Origin of the sequence: Paraburkholderia sp. A1RI-2L, from assembly GCF_048957375.1 — a bacterium.
GTDB lineage: Bacteria > Pseudomonadota > Gammaproteobacteria > Burkholderiales > Burkholderiaceae > Paraburkholderia.
The window spans coordinates 1,669,910-1,689,300 of record NZ_JARBTA010000002.1; the positions used below are offsets into that span (position 1 = coordinate 1,669,910).

The 19,391-nt window shown below is 65.5% G+C and carries 19 protein-coding genes; 9 read left to right on the forward strand and 10 right to left on the reverse strand.

All coding sequences use genetic code 11. The features are described 5' to 3' along the window. Window positions 1–247: 247 nt before the first annotated feature. Together PWP93_RS22480 and PWP93_RS22485 are read left to right on the forward strand one after the other, a co-directional pair. Window positions 248–1,324: a M23 family metallopeptidase gene (locus PWP93_RS22480; protein WP_421046001.1), complete on the forward strand. Its 1,077-nt coding sequence runs from the start codon at window positions 248–250 to the stop codon at window positions 1,322–1,324. A gap of 124 nt (window positions 1,325–1,448) precedes the next feature. Continuing rightward, a complete protein-coding gene (locus PWP93_RS22485) occupies window positions 1,449–1,853 on the forward strand; it encodes a DUF302 domain-containing protein (RefSeq protein ID WP_421046002.1) in 405 nt (134 codons plus the stop codon). Window positions 1,854–1,978: 125 nt separating this feature from the next. Here PWP93_RS22485 and PWP93_RS22490 read toward each other — a convergent pair whose 3' ends face one another. Beyond that, window positions 1,979–2,251 carry a hypothetical protein gene (locus PWP93_RS22490; RefSeq protein ID WP_421046003.1) on the reverse strand — a complete coding sequence of 91 codons (273 nt, stop codon included), beginning with the start codon at window positions 2,249–2,251 and terminating at the stop codon, window positions 1,979–1,981. 431 nt (window positions 2,252–2,682) lie between these two features. Here PWP93_RS22490 and PWP93_RS22495 point away from each other — a divergent pair, with 431 nt between their 5' ends. Together PWP93_RS22495 and PWP93_RS22500 are read left to right on the forward strand one after the other, a co-directional pair. Further along, a complete protein-coding gene (locus tag PWP93_RS22495; protein WP_421046163.1) occupies window positions 2,683–4,356 on the forward strand; it encodes a phospholipase C in 1,674 nt (557 codons plus the stop codon). A 112-nt stretch (window positions 4,357–4,468) separates the two neighbouring features. Beyond that, window positions 4,469–5,917, forward strand: a complete 1,449-nt coding sequence (locus tag PWP93_RS22500) for a cytochrome-c peroxidase (protein ID WP_421046004.1) — start codon at window positions 4,469–4,471, stop codon at window positions 5,915–5,917. 84 nt (window positions 5,918–6,001) lie between these two features. Here the strand turns inward: PWP93_RS22500 and PWP93_RS22505 are convergent, their stop codons facing one another. From PWP93_RS22505 to PWP93_RS22530, 6 genes are all read right to left on the reverse strand, one after another. Further along, window positions 6,002–6,790 (reverse strand): c-type cytochrome, encoded by a 789-nt coding sequence (locus tag PWP93_RS22505; RefSeq protein ID WP_421046005.1) that lies wholly within the window; start codon window positions 6,788–6,790, stop codon window positions 6,002–6,004. Next, window positions 6,787–8,412, reverse strand: a complete 1,626-nt coding sequence (locus PWP93_RS22510) for a b(o/a)3-type cytochrome-c oxidase subunit 1 (protein ID WP_421046006.1) — start codon at window positions 8,410–8,412, stop codon at window positions 6,787–6,789. Before PWP93_RS22510 ends, PWP93_RS22505 begins: the two co-directional genes overlap by 4 nt. Next, on the reverse strand, window positions 8,402–8,980 hold the full coding sequence (locus PWP93_RS22515) for a cytochrome C oxidase subunit II (protein ID WP_421046007.1): 579 nt from the start codon (window positions 8,978–8,980) through the stop codon (window positions 8,402–8,404). The genes PWP93_RS22510 and PWP93_RS22515 overlap by 11 nt, the downstream gene beginning before the upstream one ends. Window positions 8,981–9,057: 77 nt before the next feature. Beyond that, on the reverse strand, window positions 9,058–9,240 hold the full coding sequence (locus PWP93_RS22520) for a hypothetical protein (protein WP_421046008.1): 183 nt from the start codon (window positions 9,238–9,240) through the stop codon (window positions 9,058–9,060). Between the two features lie 43 nt (window positions 9,241–9,283). Next, the gene (locus PWP93_RS22525; RefSeq protein ID WP_421046164.1) at window positions 9,284–10,648 is read right to left on the reverse strand and encodes a c-type cytochrome; all 1,365 of its coding nucleotides are present in this window, start codon (window positions 10,646–10,648) and stop codon (window positions 9,284–9,286) included. Window positions 10,649–10,700: 52 nt separating this feature from the next. After that, window positions 10,701–11,372: a c-type cytochrome gene (locus tag PWP93_RS22530; protein WP_421026998.1), complete on the reverse strand. Its 672-nt coding sequence runs from the start codon at window positions 11,370–11,372 to the stop codon at window positions 10,701–10,703. A 510-nt stretch (window positions 11,373–11,882) separates the two neighbouring features. On the opposite strand from PWP93_RS22530, the gene PWP93_RS22535 reads away from it, so the two are divergent. The 3 genes from PWP93_RS22535 (at window position 11,883) to gudD (ending at window position 15,741) form a co-directional block, all read left to right on the forward strand. Continuing rightward, on the forward strand, window positions 11,883–12,611 hold the full coding sequence (locus PWP93_RS22535; protein ID WP_421046009.1) for a FadR/GntR family transcriptional regulator: 729 nt from the start codon (window positions 11,883–11,885) through the stop codon (window positions 12,609–12,611). A 299-nt stretch (window positions 12,612–12,910) separates the two neighbouring features. Further along, on the forward strand, window positions 12,911–14,245 hold the full coding sequence (locus tag PWP93_RS22540) for an MFS transporter (protein ID WP_421046010.1): 1,335 nt from the start codon (window positions 12,911–12,913) through the stop codon (window positions 14,243–14,245). Window positions 14,246–14,379: 134 nt separating this feature from the next. Then, a complete protein-coding gene (gene gudD, locus PWP93_RS22545) occupies window positions 14,380–15,741 on the forward strand; it encodes a glucarate dehydratase (protein ID WP_421046011.1) in 1,362 nt (453 codons plus the stop codon). A gap of 25 nt (window positions 15,742–15,766) precedes the next feature. On the opposite strand, the gene PWP93_RS22550 is transcribed toward gudD, so the two are convergent. Continuing rightward, window positions 15,767–16,042: a hypothetical protein gene (locus tag PWP93_RS22550; RefSeq protein ID WP_421046012.1), complete on the reverse strand. Its 276-nt coding sequence runs from the start codon at window positions 16,040–16,042 to the stop codon at window positions 15,767–15,769. 133 nt (window positions 16,043–16,175) lie between these two features. Here PWP93_RS22550 and PWP93_RS22555 point away from each other — a divergent pair, with 133 nt between their 5' ends. Further along, complete coding sequence (locus PWP93_RS22555; protein WP_421046165.1) at window positions 16,176–17,249, forward strand: hypothetical protein; 1,074 nt, start codon at window positions 16,176–16,178, stop codon at window positions 17,247–17,249. Between the two features lie 35 nt (window positions 17,250–17,284). On the opposite strand, the gene PWP93_RS22560 is transcribed toward PWP93_RS22555, so the two are convergent. Further along, the gene (locus tag PWP93_RS22560; protein ID WP_421046013.1) at window positions 17,285–17,980 is read right to left on the reverse strand and encodes a cytochrome b/b6 domain-containing protein; all 696 of its coding nucleotides are present in this window, start codon (window positions 17,978–17,980) and stop codon (window positions 17,285–17,287) included. Between the two features lie 88 nt (window positions 17,981–18,068). Between PWP93_RS22560 and PWP93_RS22565 the strand changes: the two genes are divergently transcribed. Further along, window positions 18,069–18,668, forward strand: a complete 600-nt coding sequence (locus PWP93_RS22565; protein ID WP_421046014.1) for a TMEM175 family protein — start codon at window positions 18,069–18,071, stop codon at window positions 18,666–18,668. A 58-nt stretch (window positions 18,669–18,726) separates the two neighbouring features. Here the strand turns inward: PWP93_RS22565 and PWP93_RS22570 are convergent, their stop codons facing one another. Further along, window positions 18,727–19,350, reverse strand: coding sequence for a DUF4142 domain-containing protein (locus PWP93_RS22570; protein WP_421046015.1), 624 nt, complete (start codon window positions 19,348–19,350; stop codon window positions 18,727–18,729). Between the last annotated feature and the right edge of the window lie 41 nt (window positions 19,351–19,391).

A 19,391-nucleotide genomic window follows, 5' to 3' on the forward strand; every position in this document is an offset into this window, starting at 1 on the left:
GAACCGCGCGCCATGCAATGAACCGGGTTCGAGTCGTCTACAGCGTGCAATTGCCATCGAATTACTGCGAACCATCCGTTAAAAATGGGGAATTGATACTATTTGTTATTTTTAAGATTCGTTTAAGAAATCTGTCATACGCTCGCCCACTCGCCCATCGGTGCTGCAATGGCGCCGGTGTCGTTGCGAAAGCGGCGCATCGCGCGCGGCTTTCCGCCAGCCATCCGTACCCAGTTTGTTTCCGTAGATGTCCAAATTCGTATCGACGACGCCGCAGGGAGTCGCGGGCAAAGCGATGCTCGTGGCTGCGCTCAGCACCGCGTGCACGGCGTGGCTGTCGCATCAGCTGCCCCGGCCGGGCGCCGAGGTTTCGCTGCACGCGTCGGACGAAATCCCCGATCGGGCCGAGCGCGAACCGGCCCCGACCCTGGCCCCGCCCGCCGCCGCGCCGGTGTTTGTCGGCCCGCCGGTTCCCGCTTTCCGTGTCGCATCCGCCGAGGTTACGCAGAACTTCGCGGCGACGGCGGACCAGTTGGGCGTCGGCGCTGCCGTGGCCGCGCGGCTCGCCCACGCGCTCTCGGGGCAACTCGATGTCGAGCACGATCTGAAGCCGGGCAGCGAGATGCGCCTCGTGTTCCGCAACGGCGCGGCGAACGCCGTGCACACATTCACCGGAGCCGCGCCGGCCGCCGGCCCCGCGACCCAGGGCGCGGCGGCCGACTCCGCCGCGCAGGACGACCGGCCTGTTGCTGTGCGCATTGCCAGCGGCCACGACACGCACGATGTGTTCCTCTATCGCAAGCTGGACGGCAAGGCGTTCTATTACAACGCCGACGGCCAGCCGGCGTCGCCGACCTTCCTGCGCTACCCGGTTGAGTACACACGCATCTCGTCGGACTTTTCGCCGGATCGGCTCGATCCTGTCACGCACCGTTGGGCGCCGCACGAAGGCGTCGATTTCGCTGCGCCCATGGGCACGCCCGTGCATGCGACTGCGCAGGGCACCGTGACGTTCGTGGGCTGGCAGACCGGCTATGGCCGCGTTATCCAGATCAAGAATTTCGGCGATTTTTCGACGACCTTCGCGCATCTCTCGCGCTTCGCGAAAGCGTTGCGCGTGGGCAGCGAAATCCGCCAGGGCCAGGTGATCGGGTACGTGGGCAGGACGGGCTGGGCGACCGGTCCGCATCTGCACTATGAGGTCCACGTGGCCGACGTGCCGCAAGACCCGCTCACGGTCGATCTGCCGACCCGCACGGCTTTGAACGGCGAAGACATGGTGCACTTCGCGCAGCAGGTCCAGAAACTGACGCCGATGCTGTGAGCGCCCCGGGGCGGCCCTGGCGGGCCGCGTTCATGCTGGGCCCGGAGCGTGCGTCTTATGGGCTACAGTTCGAGCTCAAGCCGAGTTAAAACCGACACGCGGTTTCGTTCCCCGGAGTCTCGCCATGACCGAACACGGGCAGCATCCCTCATCCGTTCTGACATACACGAGCGCGCACGATTTCGACACCACGATCGCACGCCTCAAGGCGGTGCTCGAGCGCGCAGGCGCCAGAGTGTTCGCCGATGTGGACCAGCGCGAGGCCGCGGCGCTCGCGGGGCTCGAGCTGCGTCGAACGCGGCTCCTAATGTTCGGCAACCCGAAGGCGGGCGCGCCGGTCATGCTGGCCAATCCGCACACGGCGCTCGAATTGCCGCTGCGGCTCGTCGTTTGGGAGGACGACGAAGGCTGCGTGCAGGTCGACTATCGCGACGTCGCGCAAACCCTCGGCCCGCTCTACGGCATCGCGCCCGAACTGCTTGTGCCGCTGCAGCGCGTGGCGGAACTGCTGCGGGCCACGGTGCAGTGAAGCGCGCCGCGCGGGCGCGTGCCGGAAAAGCCGGCACCCCAGCAGCGGCGGCGCTAACCGATATTCGAAGGCGCAGCCGCAGGGCGGCTCGGGCGGCGCGCGCGCCGGCTGCGCGTCAGCACGGCTCAATGGCCGGAAAATATATCGCACTCCGAACGGGTCAAGCAGGCTTTACCGGTGCGATGGCCGGCGGCGCTGTGCGTGTCGGGCGTGCCGCCATACGACATGTCGGTGGCGGCCTGTGCCGACGCATCCGCGTCACGGATCATCATTTGATGCGCGCGCTGCTGCGAGGTGGGCTCGTCGTTCGTCTGCGCCGTGGCAGGCGCGCCAGCCGCGAGGGCCGCAAGGGCGGTCAAGCAGGCGGCGATCGACGCCAAACGGATCTTCATCTCCACACTCCTTCCTGAACGCGATGTCAGGACGGCCCGCCGCGCACACGGCGCTGCGCCATGCGCGCTTCGAGCATAAGCCGGGATGCCGGCGCTGGGACCGGGCTGCCGGACGTGTTATCGAACCTGTCATCGACGGGAACAGGTCCTGACTGCCTTGCTCGGCAGGCAAGCCTCCGCGGGCTCGGGAGGCGGCGCAGCGTGGCGCGGCGCAACAAGGAGGAGAAGGCGGGCGCGCAGAGAACATTCGCGCTGCACTTCCTGTTATAGCTCGCGCGCAAAAGAGTGCAACGGCAGCAGCGATGCTTTCAGTGTCGAAATAAAGCGAAAGCTTAAAGAAATGATATGGTCGTTTTGGGGTCATGTTCGGGTGGTGTAATGCGCACGCCGAAGCAAACTCAATTCAGAATTCGATGGAGCCCCACACCATGGATCGCATGTACCGCCGGGCATTACTCGCCGCGCCGTGCGTTGGACTTGCCGCCACCCTGTTCGCCTGCGGCAGCAGCAATTCGTCGAACTCGCCGGCCGTGTCCGCGCAGGACGCGCTCGCGACGGCCACGCCGATCAAGCACCTCGTAGTGATCTACGGCGAAAACGTTTCGTTCGACCACTATTTTGCGACCTATCCGAGCGCCACGAATCCGGCGGGCGAACCGGCTTTCATGGCTGCCGCGGGCACGCCGGCAGTCAACGGCCTCACGGGCGCGCTGCTTACGGCCAACCCCAACTTCACGAACACCGCCAACGGCGCGGACGCCGCGAACCCGTTCCGCCTCGACCGCACCCAGGCGGCCACCGCCGACCAGAACCATGCCTACACGGCCGAGCAGCAAGCCGCCGACAACGGCGCGCTCGACCTGTTCCCGAAGTACACCGGCCACGCCACGAGTGGCGGCGCGGGCGCGTTCGGCACGAAGGGCCAGGTGATGGGCTACTTCGACGGCAACACGGTCACGGCGCTGTGGAACTATGCGCAGAAGTTCGCGATGAGTGACAACGCGTGGACCACGACGTATGGCCCGTCCACGCCCGGCGCGCTCGAAGTGGTGGCGGGCCAGACCAACGGGTTCCAGATCGTGGTCTCGTCGAAGCAGCCGGCCACGGCAACTACTTCGTCATACTACATTAACGACGGCGCGGGCGGCCTCACCATGATCAACGACGTCGACCCCGGCTACGACGTGTGCTCCAGCACCACCGACACGGGCATGATCAACGCGAAGAACATCGGTGATCTGCTGAACGCGAAGCAGATCACCTGGGGCGGCTTCATGGGCGGCTTCAATCTGCAGACGGCCAACCCGAACGGCACGACGGGCTGCAAGCGCAGCACGGTCGCAACCGCCGTGAATGCCGCCACGGCCGACTACATTCCGCACCACAACTGGTTCCAATACTTCAAATCGACCTCGAACCCGCAGCACACGCGCCCGAGCTCGACGGCCGCGATCGGCTCGAGCCTGGAAACGGACGGCAAGACGGCCGAGCCTGCGAACCACCAGTACGACACCGACGACTTCTTCGCCGCCGTGAAAGCCGGCAACTATCCGTCGGTGAGCTTCCTGAAGGCACCGGCCGCACAGGACGCGCACGCGGGCTACTCGGACCCGCTCGACGAGCAGCAGTTCGTCACGAAGGTCGTGAACTTTCTGATGCAGGAGCCCGACTGGCAGAACACCGCCGTGGTCGTGACCTATGACGACTCGGATGGCTGGTACGACCATCAATACATGCCGCCGGTGCATTCGTCGATGGCCTCGGCCGACCAGCTCAACGGCAATGGCGTGTGCGGCAGCGGCACCCAGCCCACGGGCGTCGCGGGCGCGCCGGTCAATGGCCGCTGCGGCCCTGGCACGCGCATTCCGTTCGTGGTGATTTCGCCGTGGGCAAAGGCGAACTACGTGGATCACACCTTCATCGACCAGGCCTCGGTGGTGCGCTTCATCGAAGACAACTGGCTGGGCGGCGCGCGTCTTGGCGGCGGTTCGTTCGATGCCGTGGCGGGCGACATGCGCGGCATGTTCGATTTCGCGGGCAAGGGCAACCTGCCGGTTCTGTATCTCGACGGCACGCAAGGCACGCAATTGAGCGCCGCGCCGGCGATGTAACCGGCGCTCGAAGTCCGCAAGGGCGTGCGCAGCGCGCCCCGACGCCGTGTGGCGCATCCTCGCGATCGCCCACGGCTTTTCGGTTTTCTGGTTCCGTAAGGAACAAGGCAATATGTCCGAGTTTTCGTCGTCTGCTTCTTCGTCTGCTTCTTCCGCATCGTCGTCGGCCAGCGTCAAGGCGAAGCCCGCGCGCCGTGGGCTCACACTACCGCGCGCCGCTGCCGCTTTAGCGGTTGCCGCACTCGGCTTCGGTGCTTACGCCGTCGTCTTTCCCGCCAATGTGCCCGCGCCCGTGGGCGTCATCGTCGAGAACCTCACCGGCGCCAATCCGCATCCGGTCGTGTTGCAGCGTCCGCCCGTGGCGCCGCTTTCGGCCATGGCGCAGCTCGGCAAGCAGCTCTTTTTCGATCCGGCGCTGTCGGCCTCGGGCAAACAGTCGTGCGCGTCGTGCCACAGTCCCGCGCATGCCTATGGCCCGCCCAACGGGCTCGACGTGCAGCAAGGCGGACTCGCGATGACGCAGCAGGGCTATCGTCCGCCCCCGTCGCTCATGTATCTGTATCGCCAGCCGAATTTCAGCATCGGGCCCGATGCGGGCGAAAGCGACGATGCGCCCACGGTCGCCGAGCAGGCCGCGGCCGCCGCGGGCGTGGTCAAGTCGCAAAAGACCGCGGGCGGTCCGTCGACCTCCACGGAGAAGGTGCCGCAAGGCGGCCTGTTCTGGGACGGCCGCGCCGATACGCTGCAACAACAGGCCTACGGCCCGCTGCTCAACCCGGTGGAAATGGGGAACACGAGCGTCGATCAGGTGGCCGGAAAACTCGAGCAGGCGCCATACGCGAAGCGCTTCACGGAATTATTCGGACCACGAATTTTCAGCAACGGCAAGCTGCTGGTTTCCGAAGCGGTGTTCGCGATCTCGCGCTACCAGGTGGAGGATCCGTCGTTCCATCCGTACAACAGCAAGTACGACCGCTGGCTCGAAGGACGCGCGCGTCTCACACGCGCCGAACTGCGCGGTCTGCGCCTCTTCAACGATCCGGGCCGGGCGAACTGCGCGGGCTGCCACCTCTCGAAGCCGGGCAGGGATGGCCTGCCGCCGATGTTCACCGACTACCAGTACGAGGCGCTCGGCGTGCCGCGCAACCGCAAGCTTGCGCAGAACCGCGATCCGCGCTTTTACGATCTGGGCGTGTGCGGGCCGTTCCGTGCGGATTTGCGAGACCAGACGCAGTACTGCGGGATGTTCCTCACGCCCACATTGCGCAATGCGGCCACGCGCACGGTGTTCTTCCACAACGGCATCTATCACGACCTCGACCACGTCATGGCGTTTTACAACGAGCGCAACACCGACCCGGGCAAGTTCTATCCGCGCGATGCGAAGGGCAAGATCGACAAATACGACGATATCCCGCCGCAATACCGAAACAATGTGGACGTGACCGACGCGCCATTCGACCGCAAGTTCGGCGACAAGCCCGCGATGTCCGGCGATGAGATCCGCGACATCGTCGCGTTCCTGAAGACCCTCAACGACGATCCGCTGCCGTCGAACTAGCCGGGCCGACAGGGGCCGCCCCCGGCGCGCCGTCGTCGGCCAGCGCGTGCCGCGCTCCGCGCGTGTCCCGTCGCGGCGGATGCGCTACGGCCGCACACCGCCCGCGTACCAGGCCGCCGCGGCGTCGATTTCCGCGGGGGTCATGTTGCGCGCGATATTGCGCATCTGCTCGGAAATGTCATTGTGCCGCGTGCCGTCTGCGAAGGCCGTGAGCTGCACCTTGGTGTAGGCCGCCGGCATGCCGTCGAGCCAGGGGGTGCCCACCTTGTGGTCGACGCCGCCATGGCACGAGGCACACGCCGGGATATTGCGCATCGGCGCGCCGAGCGCGACGATTCCCGGCGGCGTGCCGCCCACGCGCGCCGTGGGCGGCAGCGAGGCGTAGTAGGCCGCAAGATCGCGCATGTCCTGGTCGGAGAGATTTTGCGCCATCGGCGTCATGACCGCGTTCTTGCGCGCGCCGCTCTGAAAGTCGAGCAGCTCCTTGTACACCACGCTCGCGAACTGGCCCGCGAGATTCGGCGAATTGGCCTGGCTCATGCCCTGCGGGCCGTGGCACATCGTGCAGCGCAGCGAGAGCGTGGCGCCGCGCCCGATCGACAGGGTGCTGGCGCTCTCGAGCATGTGCGGCGTGAGCTCGACCGTGCTGACCTTGTAGCCCGGCGTGATGGTGGCGCCCGCCTGAGACCATTGGCGCGGCACGCCGGCCGCGCTGCAGATGGCGTTCCAGATGCCCTGGAACTGCGCATCGCGTTGCGCGGAAGGCAGCCAGACGAAGCCGATCAACGCGGCGCCGACGAACGCGAGTATCGTCGCGCCCACGCTCGCGCGGAACCACACATTGCGTAAGGTGAACAGGCGTTCTTCGCTCATCGCGGCGCTCCAATCGGAATCGCGGGCACGGCCGTGTTGGGTGCCGCGAGCAGTTGGGCGATGGGGTAGCCGTAGTTGGTGATCGTGAGCGCGATCATCAGCACGACCCACAGCGCGAAACCGTTGAGCGCGCGCGGCAACACCGGCGATTCATGCACGGGCGCGCTGAAGCGGTATTCCTCGGGCGCCTGCGCCGGACTGCGATGGCCTTGCAGCAGCACCACGAAAAACAGGATCGCGGAGATCACGAGAATCAGCCCGCCCACCGCCGAGGCGGTCACGAGGCTTGCCTGGGCGGCCAGCGCGGGGTCGCTGTAATCGAAGTAGGCCATGCGGCGCGGCATGCCCATGATGCCGACCAGGTGCCACGGAAAGGTCGTCACGATCATGCCGATGAACCAAAGCCAGAGCTGCCAGCGCATGAGCCGCCAGTTCGTGAGCGCGCGGCCCGTGAGCTGCGGCCACAGATCGTAGGCAATCGCGAAGTACATGATGACGATCGCGCCGCCGAAGATCAGGTGGAAGTGGCCCGTGATCCATTGGGTGTTGTGGACCGGCTGGTCGAGCTGGTAGCTCATGTTGATGAGCCCGCCCGCGCCGCCGAAGCCGAGCATCACGAACGAGAACGCCACGGCGAGCATCTGCGGGTTCTGCCACGGCAGCTTGGCGATCCAGCCGAACACGCCCTTGCCGCCGCGCAGCCGCCCCGCGATCTCGACCGAGGCGCAGATCGTGAAGACCGTGAGCAGCGTGGGCACCGACACCAGCGCCGTGAACACCGACTGCACGAATTTGAAGCCCGAGCCCACCTGCGGATCGGTGAAGAGATGGTGCAGGCCGATCGGCATGGCCACCACGAGGAACAGGATGAACGAGATGCGCGCCATCGAATCGCTATAGAGCCGGCCGCCGATCGCGCGCGGAATGATCGTGTAGTAGCAGATGTACGCGGGCATCAGCCAGAAGTAGACGATGGCATGCAGCGTCCATGAGAAGAACACGCGTGCGAGGCCCGCGTCGATGGTGTTGCGCCAGCCGAGCGCGACAGGCAGGATCTGGAACAGCACTTCTATGGCCGCGCCCACGGCGGTCCAGCCCCACAGATACGCGCCCGCGGTGGTCGCGAACATCGCGAGCGGCACCGGCTTGCCGGGGTTCGCGCGCTTCCACGCGGTGAAGTTCACGCCCATCAGCGCGACCCATACCCACGAGCCCACCACCACGAACACGACGCCGATGTAATAGAACGCACTGGCGATCATCGGCGGATAGAAGGTGTAGAGCACCGAGGCGCGGCCGAGTGCGACCGGTGCGGAGGCGGTGACGGCGCCGAGCGCGAGCAGGATGAACCCGAGCCACGCCCAGCGCGCACCGATGAGCGGGCGCTTGAGCGAGAGCTCGGTCACCGCATAGCCGAAGCCCATGGCGATGAGGGTGGGGAATGCGTAGCCCATCACGGTGCCGTGCTCGGTCACCGAACGATAGTAGAGCTCGGGATCGCGCAGCCACGGATGCAGCGGGCTGCGCACGAGCATCTGCCACGCGCCGAGCAGCAGCGCGACCCCGAACAGGATGAACGCGAGCCAGAAGTGGGCGAGCACGAGTCGCTTGTTATTTAACACAGCTCAGTCTCCGCGAATGGTTCTCCGGAAGGGCGGCCATCTGCATGAAGGCGTCGCGGTCGACGACCTTCACATGCGCCCACATGCCCTGATGACCCGTCCCGCAGTACTCGTGGCACGGCATCAGATGGTCGCCGGGCTTGTCGAAGGTCGTGCGGAAGGTGGAGACATAGCCCGGCTCGACCATCGAATTGAGGTTCGTGTCGGTCACGAGAAAGCCGTGCACGACGTCGGCGCTGGTGGCGCGGAAGGTGATGGGCGCGCCCGCCGGCACCACGATGCATTGCGGGGTGAACGAATACTGCTGCGCGATCACGCGCACCGTGACCGAGCCGTCCGGCTCGAGCGCGCTGCCGAGGTTGGTTTCGACGAATTCGCCGGAGACGTGCAGCGTTTCCGGGTCGATGGTCTCGACGCGCGAAGGCGGCATCATGGCCCAGTGCAGGCCGGTGAAGACGGTCGTCGCCACCAGCACGAGAACGAGCGCCACCATGAGCGTGGCCCAGCGGCGCTCCACGCGCGCGGCTACTTCGGCGCTGGCATGGGGATCGGTTGGTTGCGTGGACATGAGGGCGGTTGGCGCGAGATGGAGTGGAGGGGTTGCCGGCGGATGGTCCGGTTATTCGTGGTGGTTATGCGTCGCGGTTATTGAATGACGCCGCGAGGCAGGAACACCAGGAAGTAGAACGCAAACCAGAGCGCGGCCACGATGGCCGTGGCAATGCCGGCGAGCGCGAGCGCGCCGCATGGCCCGCGGCGCACGATCTCGTCGACTTGCTCGTGCTGCGCGGGCGCGCCCGGTTGTTGAGGGGCGGGTGTTTCGATCATCACGGCCTCAGCTTGAAGGTTCGCAACGGCGGCTCAAAAAAGCTCAGAACAGCGGCGCCGAGCGCAGCGCGTTCACTTCGCGCCCTGAAATCGGCGTGCCATGGTTGCCCCATGCCGTGCGGATATACGTGACCACGGCAGCCACTTCCTCGTCGGACAGCAACTGCGCGAACGGCGGCATGCCATAGGGCATCGGGTTCTTCTTCGTGCCCGGCGCATAGCCGCCGTTGAGCACCATGCGGATCGGGTTCACCGCCGAATTCATCTGGATCGACTGGTTGTTCGCGAGCGGCGGGAAATGCGGCAGCTTCCCCTGGCCTTCGGACGCGTGGCACGTGGCGCACTGCGCGTCGTAGATCTTCTTGCCTAGCGGCGAGAGACGGTTGGCTTCCTCGGTCACGAACTGGCTCTTGGGCGATTTGTCGACTTCGCCCGAATGGCCCGGCAGCGACTTCAGGTAGACGGCCACGGCGCGCACGTCGTCCTCGGTGAGGTACTGGAAGCTGTCGTAGACGACCTCGGCCATCGGCCCGTACACCGCGCCGCGATTCGAGACGCCCGCATGCAGCAGATCGACGATATCGTCGATGCTCCAGTCACCGAGGCCCGCTTCCTTGTTCGAGGTGAGCGAGGGCGCGTACCAGTTCTGCAGCGGAATCAGACCGCCCTGGAATTCCTTGGACGCGGTGTTGCCGCCGAGCGCGTTGATCTCCGTGTGGCACATCGTGCAATGCCCGAGACCTTCCACCAGATACGCGCCGCGATTCCATTCCACCGACTGCTTCGGATCGGGCTTGAATTCGCCCGAGCGGAAGAACAGCGCGCGCCAGCCGATCAGGAGCTGGCGCTGGTTATACGGAAAGCGCAGCGTATGCGCGCGATTGGGCTGATTGACCGCGGGCGTGGAAAGCAGGTACGCGTAGATCGCATCGGAGTCGGCGCGCGTGACCTTCGTGTACGACGCGAACGGCATCGCGGGATAGAGCAGCGTGCCATCGCGCGACTTGCCCTCGTGCAGCATGCGATAGAACTCGTCGGCGCTCCATGCGCCGATGCCGTATTGCTTGTCCGAGGAAATGTTCGGCGTATAGAGCGTACCGAACGGTGTTTCCATCGGGCGGCCGCCGCCGAACATCTTCTGCGAAGGCACCGTGTGGCACGCGACGCAGTCGCCCGCGCGCGCAAGATATTCGCCGCGCGCGAGCAATACGGCATTGCTTGCCACGGGCTTGGCATTGGCTATTGCCGTGGCGGCGGCAGCGCTTGCCGCATCCGCCGAATTGGCTACCGGCGCGCCGCTTTGCGCATGCGCGAACCCGGCGTACAGGAGCGTGGCGCTCAACGCCAGCGTGCGGCTCGCGCGGGCGAGGTACGCGGCCAACGCGGGCTTTGGCGCGGGGACCGGCATCGTCGGGAAAATGGGCAAGAGGGATCGAAGTTTGCGCACGTCGAGGCCTCGGCTAGTTGTGGGCGCTGCCGCATGCGAGCGGCAAGGGCGCGGGCGCCGCGGGCGCTGGATTGGCGGGCGCGGACTGCGAGGCGAGCCAGGCGGCGATGGCCGTGATGTCACGTTCGGCCAGACGCGAGGCGATGTCGTGCATGCAGTCCGGGGCGGCGGCGCGGCGCGTGCCGTAACGGAACGCGCCCAACTGCGCGCTGATGTAGTCGGCGTGCAGGCCCACGAGGCCGGGAATGGCGGGCTGCATGCCGGTGAGCGAGGCGCCGTGACAGGCCGCGCACGCGGGCACCTTGCGGTTGGGCGCGCCGTTCATGACGAGCGATTTGCCGAGCGCGAGCATGGCCGCATCGACCTTGGGCGCGGCGGGCGGCGGGTAAGGCGGGCGCTCGTGCGCGAAGAACTCGGCCATCTGCTTGAGATACGCATCGGGCAGATACGCGAGCAGATAGTTCATCGGCGGATAGCTGCGGCCGCCGTCGCGAAACGCGATGAGCTGGTTGTAGAGATAGCCGGCAGGCTTGCCGGCGAGGCGCGGAAAGTAGTCGTTGTCAGTGCCTTCGCCGTGCGCGCCGTGACATGCAGCGCAGCCCATCACGCGGGCTTGCATCGTGTCAGGCGCGGGTTCCGCGGGCGGGGCCGCGAACGACGCGGCGCACGGCAGCGCGAATGCCATGGCGCAGAGGACAACGCGGACGATGCGGTTTCTCAATGATTCCCTCGTTGCGGATTGTGGACGGCATGTACGGCACAAGCGCGATGCGATTCGATATCAGTTGAGGCGTCGACCGGCGTGGCGACTTGCATTCCGGCGCGCATCCTCTTTGGGGACATTATCGTAAAAAAGCGCAATCTGTCGAGTGAACGTGTACAAATTATTTACAGAGGTTTATTCAAGCGATTTCTATATAAAAACGTTTGCTAACGCACCGATTCGTTGGCTGCATTGCGGCATGCGCTAATAAGTATGGAATCCAAATTAATTTGCGCGAGTGCTTGCTTACCGAAGAAGCGCTCGCGGGATTGATGGGTATGCCGATCGCCGAGCTGACACACCCGGTTGTCCGATGTCTTCGGAGCGCCGGCGAACCGCACGAATCCCCGCTGCTGAACGGGGCACGGCAGCAGGCGCTTGGTTGTCCGACGACGTATAATGAAACGAAATTCGCATTCGAAGGAGAGGACGATGGCCGAGTCGAGCGCCGCGCCCATACCCGCCCGCAGTCGCAATCTTGCGGAGCATGCCGTCAATTACATCAGCGAGCAGATCGCTTCGCGCACCTTGAAGCCCGGCGACAAGCTGCCGACCGAAAGCAGTCTCATGAGCACGCTGGGCGTGAGCCGCACCGTGGTGCGCGAGGCCATCTCGCGGCTGCAGGCCATGTCGGTGATCGAAACGCGCCATGGCATCGGCAGCTTCGTGCTGGAGCCGCGCCGCGAGCCGCTCGATCTCGAAGTCGTGCCCGCGAGCACGCTCAACGATCTGCTCTCGGTGCTGGAGTTGCGCATCAGCCTGGAAACGGAATGCGCTGGACTCGCGGCGCAGCGCGCGAGCGAGCGCGACCTCGCGAATATCCGCGCGGCACTCGATGCGATTTCGGCGGCCTCGCGCGCAGGCGGTGACAGCGCCGGCGCCGATCTGCAATTCCATGTCTCGGTGGCGCGCGCCACCGGCAATCGTTATTTCGTCGACATCCTCACGCAGATGGGCGCTGCGCTGATTCCACGCCATCGCATCGATTCGGCCGGCATCGCGCACAGCGATCCCAAGGCTTATGCCGAGCTCGTGAACCGCGAGCACGAGAGCATTTTCGACGCCATTGCAAGGCGCGATTCCGAAAGCGCGCGCGCCGCGATGCGCATGCATCTGTCGAGCAGCAGGGAGCGGCTGCGGCGGGCGGCGGAGGGGGCTTGATACCGGCGTCCGCTGCTGATCTATATCGCAGTTAATTTGCCCGCCATTTCATCGGTTTACCTCATGAGATATGTCATCGTACAACGTGGGTGATTCAGCAACGCTCTGGGCTTGGTCCATGCGTTGTAAAGGTAAAAAACTGCCAAGAAGTGTACAAATTTCGGGGGAAGGAGGGTAAACACCTCGTTGGAGTGATCGTACAACATCGCTAGAATGTCATCAGACAACGTATCACAATGCGCCTCATCGATGCCGATTCTCCGGCCGGGGCGCGAAGCGCGAAACTGGAGACAACTTCGATGTCCACTCTGCCCGACCACAACGAGGACCTGCTGGACTCCGCCAGCGCCAAGGTCAAGCGCCACGTCCTGCCGCTGTTCCTCATCATGTTCATCGCGAACTATATCGACCGCGTGAACGTGGGTTTCGCCGGCGCGCACATGAAGGCCGATATCGGTCTTTCGGCGGCGGCATACGGGCTGGGTGCGGGGCTGTTCTTTGTCGGCTACGCGCTCTTCGAAGTGCCGTCCAATATCCTCATGCAGAAGTACGGCGCGCGCGCCTGGCTCACGCGCATCATGGGCACGTGGGGCATTGTCGCGGCGTGCATGGCTTTCGTGCGCAACGACACCTCGTTCTACGCGCTGCGCTTTTTGCTCGGCATCGCGGAGGCGGGCTTCTTTCCGGGTGTCGTCTATTACTTCGCGCAGTGGCTGCCGCAGAAGGAACGCGGCAAGGCCGTGGCGATCTTTCTCGCGGGTTCGGCATTCGCCTCGGTGCTCTCCGGGCCGGTGACGGGCGCGCTGCTTTCGGTGCGCGGCCTCGGCCTCGCGGGCTGGCAGTGGATGTTCCTGATCGAAGGCGCGTTTTCCGTCCTGCTGTGCGGCGCGAGCTGGCTCATGCTGAAGTCGCGCATCCGCGACGCGCACTGGCTCTCCAGCGCCGAGCAGAGCGCGCTCCAAACCTGCTTGGCGAAAGAGCAGGCTGAGCGCGTCGCCGTGACGGGCGCGCATGTGCCGGTCATGCGCCTGTTGCGCGACCCGCAGATCGTGCTGTTCTGCTTCCTCTATTTCGCGATCCAGTTGACGATCTACGCGGCCACCTTCTGGCTGCCCACCATCATTCGCAAAATGGGCGGCCTCACGGATTTCCAGGTGGGCCTGTACAACACCATTCCGTGGATGATCGCCATCGTCGCGATGTACTGCTTCGCGCTGCTCTCGGCGAAATACCGTTTTCAGCAGGCCTGGCTCGCCGTCGCGCTGGTGATTGCCGCGTGCGGCCTGTTCGCCTCGACCTCGGCGAATCCGGTGTTCTCGTTCGTCGCGATCTGTTTTTCGGCAATCGGCTTCAAGGCGGCATCGTCGCTGTTCTGGCCGATCCCGCAGGGCTACCTCGACACGCGCGTGGCGGCCGCCGTGATTGCGCTCATCAATTCGCTCGGCAATCTGGGCGGCTTCTTCGCGCCGGCCACGTTCGGCTATTTGCAGCAGCACACCGGCTCGATCGCGGGCGGGCTTTACGGTCTCGGCGTGACTTCGCTGATCGCCGCCGCGCTCGCGTTCCTCGCGCGCAACAAGCCTTCGCGTCGCGCCTTTGGCGACGAGGCGCCGGTGCAGGGCGGCGCGCGGTGAGCCGGGCTTGCCGCGCGGTCCGATTCACAGATGCAGCGAAGCGCCCGGGCGCGCCCCCGGCGGTTTCCTGATGATCCGATTTGTCATGCTTGTCAGGCGCCATGTGGCGCCGCATTTCCAGAGGTGATGCTTCCATGTCTACACAGAACGTCCGGCCGAATATCACGCCGAGCGCCACGCCCGTCGTGACCGAATTGCGCGTCGTGCCCGTCGCGGGCCGCGATAGCATGCTGATGAATCTCTCCGGCGCGCACGGCCCGTTCTTCACGCGCAACGTCGTACTGCTGCGCGACAGCGCGGGCAACACGGGGGTGGGCGAGGTGCCGGGCGGCGAGTCGATCCGCAAGACGCTCGACGATGCGCGCGCGCTCGTGGTCGGCCAGTCGATCGGCAATCTCCAGGCCGTGCTCAACGCGGTGCGCAAGCGGTTCGCCGACCGCGACGCAGGCGGCCGCGGCCTGCAGACCTTCGACCTGCGCACGACGATCCACGCCGCGACTGCGCTCGAAGCGGCGCTGCTCGACCTGCTCGGGCAGCATCTGAACGTTCCGCTGGCTGCGCTGCTGGGCGAAGGACAGCAGCGCAGCGAAGTGGAGATGCTCGGCTACCTGTTCTTCATCGGTGATCGCAACAAGACGGATCTGCCCTATGCCAGCGGCGCCGATGGCCGCGACGACTGGGAGCGCCTGCGCACCGAAGAGGCGATGACACCCGAGGCCATCGTGCGTCTTGCGCAGGCCGCGCAACAGCGCTACGGCTTCAACGACTTCAAGCTCAAGGGCGGGGTGCTGGCGGGCGATGCGGAAATGGAGGCGGTCACGGCGTTGGCCGAGCGTTTTCCGCAGGGGCGCGTGACGCTCGATCCGAATGGGGCGTGGTCGCTCGCAGAAGCGATTCGCCTGTGCCGCGACAAGCACGACGTGCTCGCCTATGCCGAAGACCCGTGCGGCGCGGAAAACGGCTATTCGGGCCGCGAGGTGATGGCCGAATTCCGCCGCGCGACGGGCCTGCCCACGGCCACCAACATGATCGCCACCGACTGGCGCCAGATGGGCCACGCGATTCAACTGCAATCGGTGGACATTCCGCTGGCGGACCCGCACTTCTGGACCATGCAGGGTTCGGTGCGCGTCGCGCAGATGTGCAACGATTGGGGGCTCACGTGGGGCTCGCACTCGAACAATCACTTCGACATTTCGCTCGCGATGTTCACGCATGTGGCCGCCGCCGCGCCCGGCAAGATCACGGCGATCGACACGCACTGGATCTGGCAGGACGGTCAGCGCCTCACCCGCGAGCCGCTCCGGATTGTGGGCGGCAAGGTGCAGGTGCCGCAGAAGCCCGGCCTCGGCATCGAGATCGACATGGACGCGCTGGAGCAAGCGCACGCGCTCTATCAGCAGCACGGACTCGGCGCCCGCGACGACGCCATCGCCATGCAATACCTCATCCCCAACTGGACCTTCGACAACAAGCGTCCGTGTCTCGTGCGCTGAGCGCCGCGTGCTTTAAGGTTCGGCTTTAATGCCCGGCCGGGTCGCTGAACAGATCGAAGTTGGCCTGGTCGGGAGCTTGCGCCGCGGCGCCGCCTTGCGCGACGTTGCGCTTGCGCCGCGTACCTTGTCGTGAACGCTTTTGCTGGCGCGGCTTGCCGAACAAATCCTCCGGCGTGAAGCCGAATTCGGCGATGGCGGCGCGCGCGGCCGCCAGCGCTTCTTGAGCCGCCTCCGCGCGCATCGCTTCGATGCGCGCGTCCAGTGCGCGTTTTTCGGCGAGCAATTCGAGGTAGGTAGCCATCTGCGGTCTTGTCGAATGGTGTGAAAGGAGCGCCAGATTTTACGCGAAATGCGGTGCGAGGCATGGAGCTTGCTGCACGCATCGCCTTTCGTGCTCACACCATCGGACTTCCCGCATGATTGCATTGCATTTGCTGATCCGGCGCCGGCTCGTCGCCGCTGCATTGTGTCCGCTTTTCATGACAACCGGTTGCGCGTGGTTCGGCCCGCATCTGCTGCGTACCGACCAGGTCGATTACGAACGCGCGCTCGGCGACGCGAAAAAGCGCGAGATGCTCGCAACCGTCGTGGGTCTGCGCTTCGGCGATTCGCCATCGTTCGTGGCGGTGAGCCAGATCATCGCCTCGTACACGTTCGAAGCGAGCGCGGGCGTGCTCGCCGAGGGCGGATCGAGTGCCGCCGGCACGAGTTTCGGCCAGGCCAGCGCGAGCGCCTCGTATTCGAATCATCCGACCTTCACGTTCGTGCCCACCACGGGCGAGGCGCTCGCTACCGGCTATATCCGCCCCCTGCCGCCCGAGTTGCTGCTGCCGCTCGCCGATAGCGGCGTGCCCGTCGACGTGCTGCTGCGCCTTTCGGTGCAATCGATCGGCGGGCTGCAGAATGCCGCGCCGCTCGGCGGCCCCGAAAGCGACGGGAGCCTCGGCTTCTTTGCGCTGTTGCGCGCGCTGCGCCGCCTGCAACTCGCGGGGCAGCTCACCGTGAACTACAAGCAGGGCGCGCACGACCGCTCGGCGCAGGTGACGATGACGCTCGGCAGCGACGCCGCGCCGCCCGGCACGGCCAGGGACCTCGCCGAAGTGCGCCGGCTGCTGCGGCTCTCGCCCGCCATGCGCGAATATGCGGTGGTGTATGGCCCCGCGTCGGGCAACGGACGCACCATCAACATGGTGACGAGATCGGTGATGGGCATCCTGACCAACCTTGGCGCTCAGATCGCGGTGCCCGAAGACGACGTCAAGCGCGGCGCCACCGTGCCGACCGTGCATCTCGTCGGCGGAGAGACGCGGCCCACCGTCATCGTGCATGTGGGCAAGAAGCCGCCGCCCGATGCCTACGCAGCGGTCGTCTATCACAACGCCACCTACTGGATCGACAACGACGACTTCGATTCGAAGTACGCGCTGACGGTGTTGCAGAACGTCATCGCGCTCGCGCAGGCCAATCAGGATCAGAAGGCGCCGATACTCACGGTGCCGGCGGGCTAGGGGCGCGTTGCCGATATCGACGTGGGGGCGGGCGCTCACAGATACGCGGCAAGCAGCGCCGTCACGAGCGCGGCAACCGCCATCAGCAGCGCCGCGAGCCAGAGCGGGGCGCGCCGGGGCGCATGCGCCGTTGCGGGCAGGTGCTTCGCGCCCGTCACCATCGGGCCGAGCAGATTGTGGCGCTTGACGAGCGCATAGGCCGCGATCGCGCAAACGTGCAGTACGATCGCCGCGGCCAGCACGTCCCATCCCCAGGCGTGGATCGCGGCGATTGCGTTCGCAACGGCGGCGGGGACGACTTCGGAGAGCGGGCCTTCGTCGGCGATATCGTTGTAGTCGTAGAGGCCGGAGAGCGTCTCGGCGAACAGCAGCGCGAGCAGTAGCAGCACCATCCAGCCGCCTGCTGCGTTGTGGCCGACCTGCACGTCGGGCTCGCGGCGCGAGAAATGACGCAAATGTCGCCACGCGGCCATCGGCGTCGCGACAAAGCGGGCAAAGCGCGCGGTCTCGCTGCCGAAGCAGCCCCAAAGCAAACGGAACAGCACGAGCGCGAGCAGCATCTCGCCCGCACGCACGTGCAGCTGCATCCAGTTCATGCGCTGCGAGACATAAGCGACGGCCACGAGCAGGACGGTCAGCCAGTGAAAGAGCCGCACCGGCAGGTCCCAAACGCGAATACGGCGCGCGGGCGAAGCGCTGTGCTCAGGCGAGGCATGCGGTCCGGCATCCATGACTTTTCCTCTGCGTTGCGGCTCGCGCGCGAGGGCGCTTTCGGCCATACTTGCGCCAGCTTGACCCGACCCTCGAACTGCAAAGCCGATGAACAAGAACCGACTCGAAGCGTTCAGCGATGGCGTGCTCGCCATCATCATCACCATCATGGTGCTGGAACTCAAGGTGCCGCATGGCGAGGACCTCGCGGCACTTGTGCCGCTGTGGCCGACCGTGCTCAGCTATATCCTGAGCTTCATGTATGTCGGCATCTATTGGAACAATCATCATCACATGCTGCACGCCTCGAGCAGCGTGAACGGTGCGGTGCTGTGGACGAATCTGCATCTGCTGTTCTGGCTTTCGCTGCTGCCGTTCACGACCGGGTGGATGGGCGAAAACCATTTCGGGCGCTGGCCGACCATGCTCTACGGCTTGAATCTGCTGCTCTGCGCGCTCGCCTACGTGATGCTCCAGGGCACGCTGGTGCGCCATCACGGTGCGCAAAGCGCGCTCGCGCAGGCATTGCGGCACGACCTGAAGGGCAAGGCCTCGGTGGCGGGATATGTGTTGGGGATGATACTGGCGGCGCTGGGGTGGCCGCATGTCGGCACGCTGTTCTTCGCAGCGGTGGCGTTGCTGTGGTTCGTGCCGGACCGCCGCATGGAGCGGCTCGTGATGGCCGCGCACGAAGCGCCGAAAGAATAAAAGAACGGGCCCGGTTCAGAAGACCGGGCCCGTTCTTTCCGCGCTGCAGGCCGATGAATTAGCTGGCCATATGCTTGCGCTGCGCGAGTTCCTTCGCCTTGGCGATGTCCGCCTGAATCACGGGCAGGCCTTCGGTCGCCACCTTCTTCAGACCCGCATCGCGGCCCTGGGCAATTTCCGCCTGGAAGGCCGACAGCGCTTTTTGCTGGCCGCCCAGCGCCACTTGCTCGATATACGCCTTGTCGAAATCGGCGCCGCGCAGATTCTTGATGCTGTCGAGCACCGCAGTATCCGGGTCGTTGCGCGGCACATCCACGCCGCGCGGGCTCGCGGCGCGCATTGCGTTAGAGAGCTTGGTGTAGTCGGCGACGATCTGATCGGCAAAGGCCTTCACTTCGCGGTCGCTCGAACGCGAATTGGCAATTCGCGCGGCGTCGCGTTGCGTGGCGACGGTTTGCGTGCCGTCCGCGATGAACGCCTTGTCGGAGCCATGGAGCTTTTCTCCGGCCGCCGCCGCATTGGTTGTAGCGGTCGTGCCGGTAGAGCTGGCCGCGGCGGCGGTGGCCGTATTGGTTGCGGCAGTGCCGGCGGGCGCCGTGGTCTGGGCCTGAGCGCCCAGCGAAAGGACAAGCAGGCCGGCAGCGGATGCAGTGGCGAGCGAAGCAAGCGAGAGGCGAGACATACGAACTCCTTTCGTGAATTATCGGTTTCGCAAACGAGGCC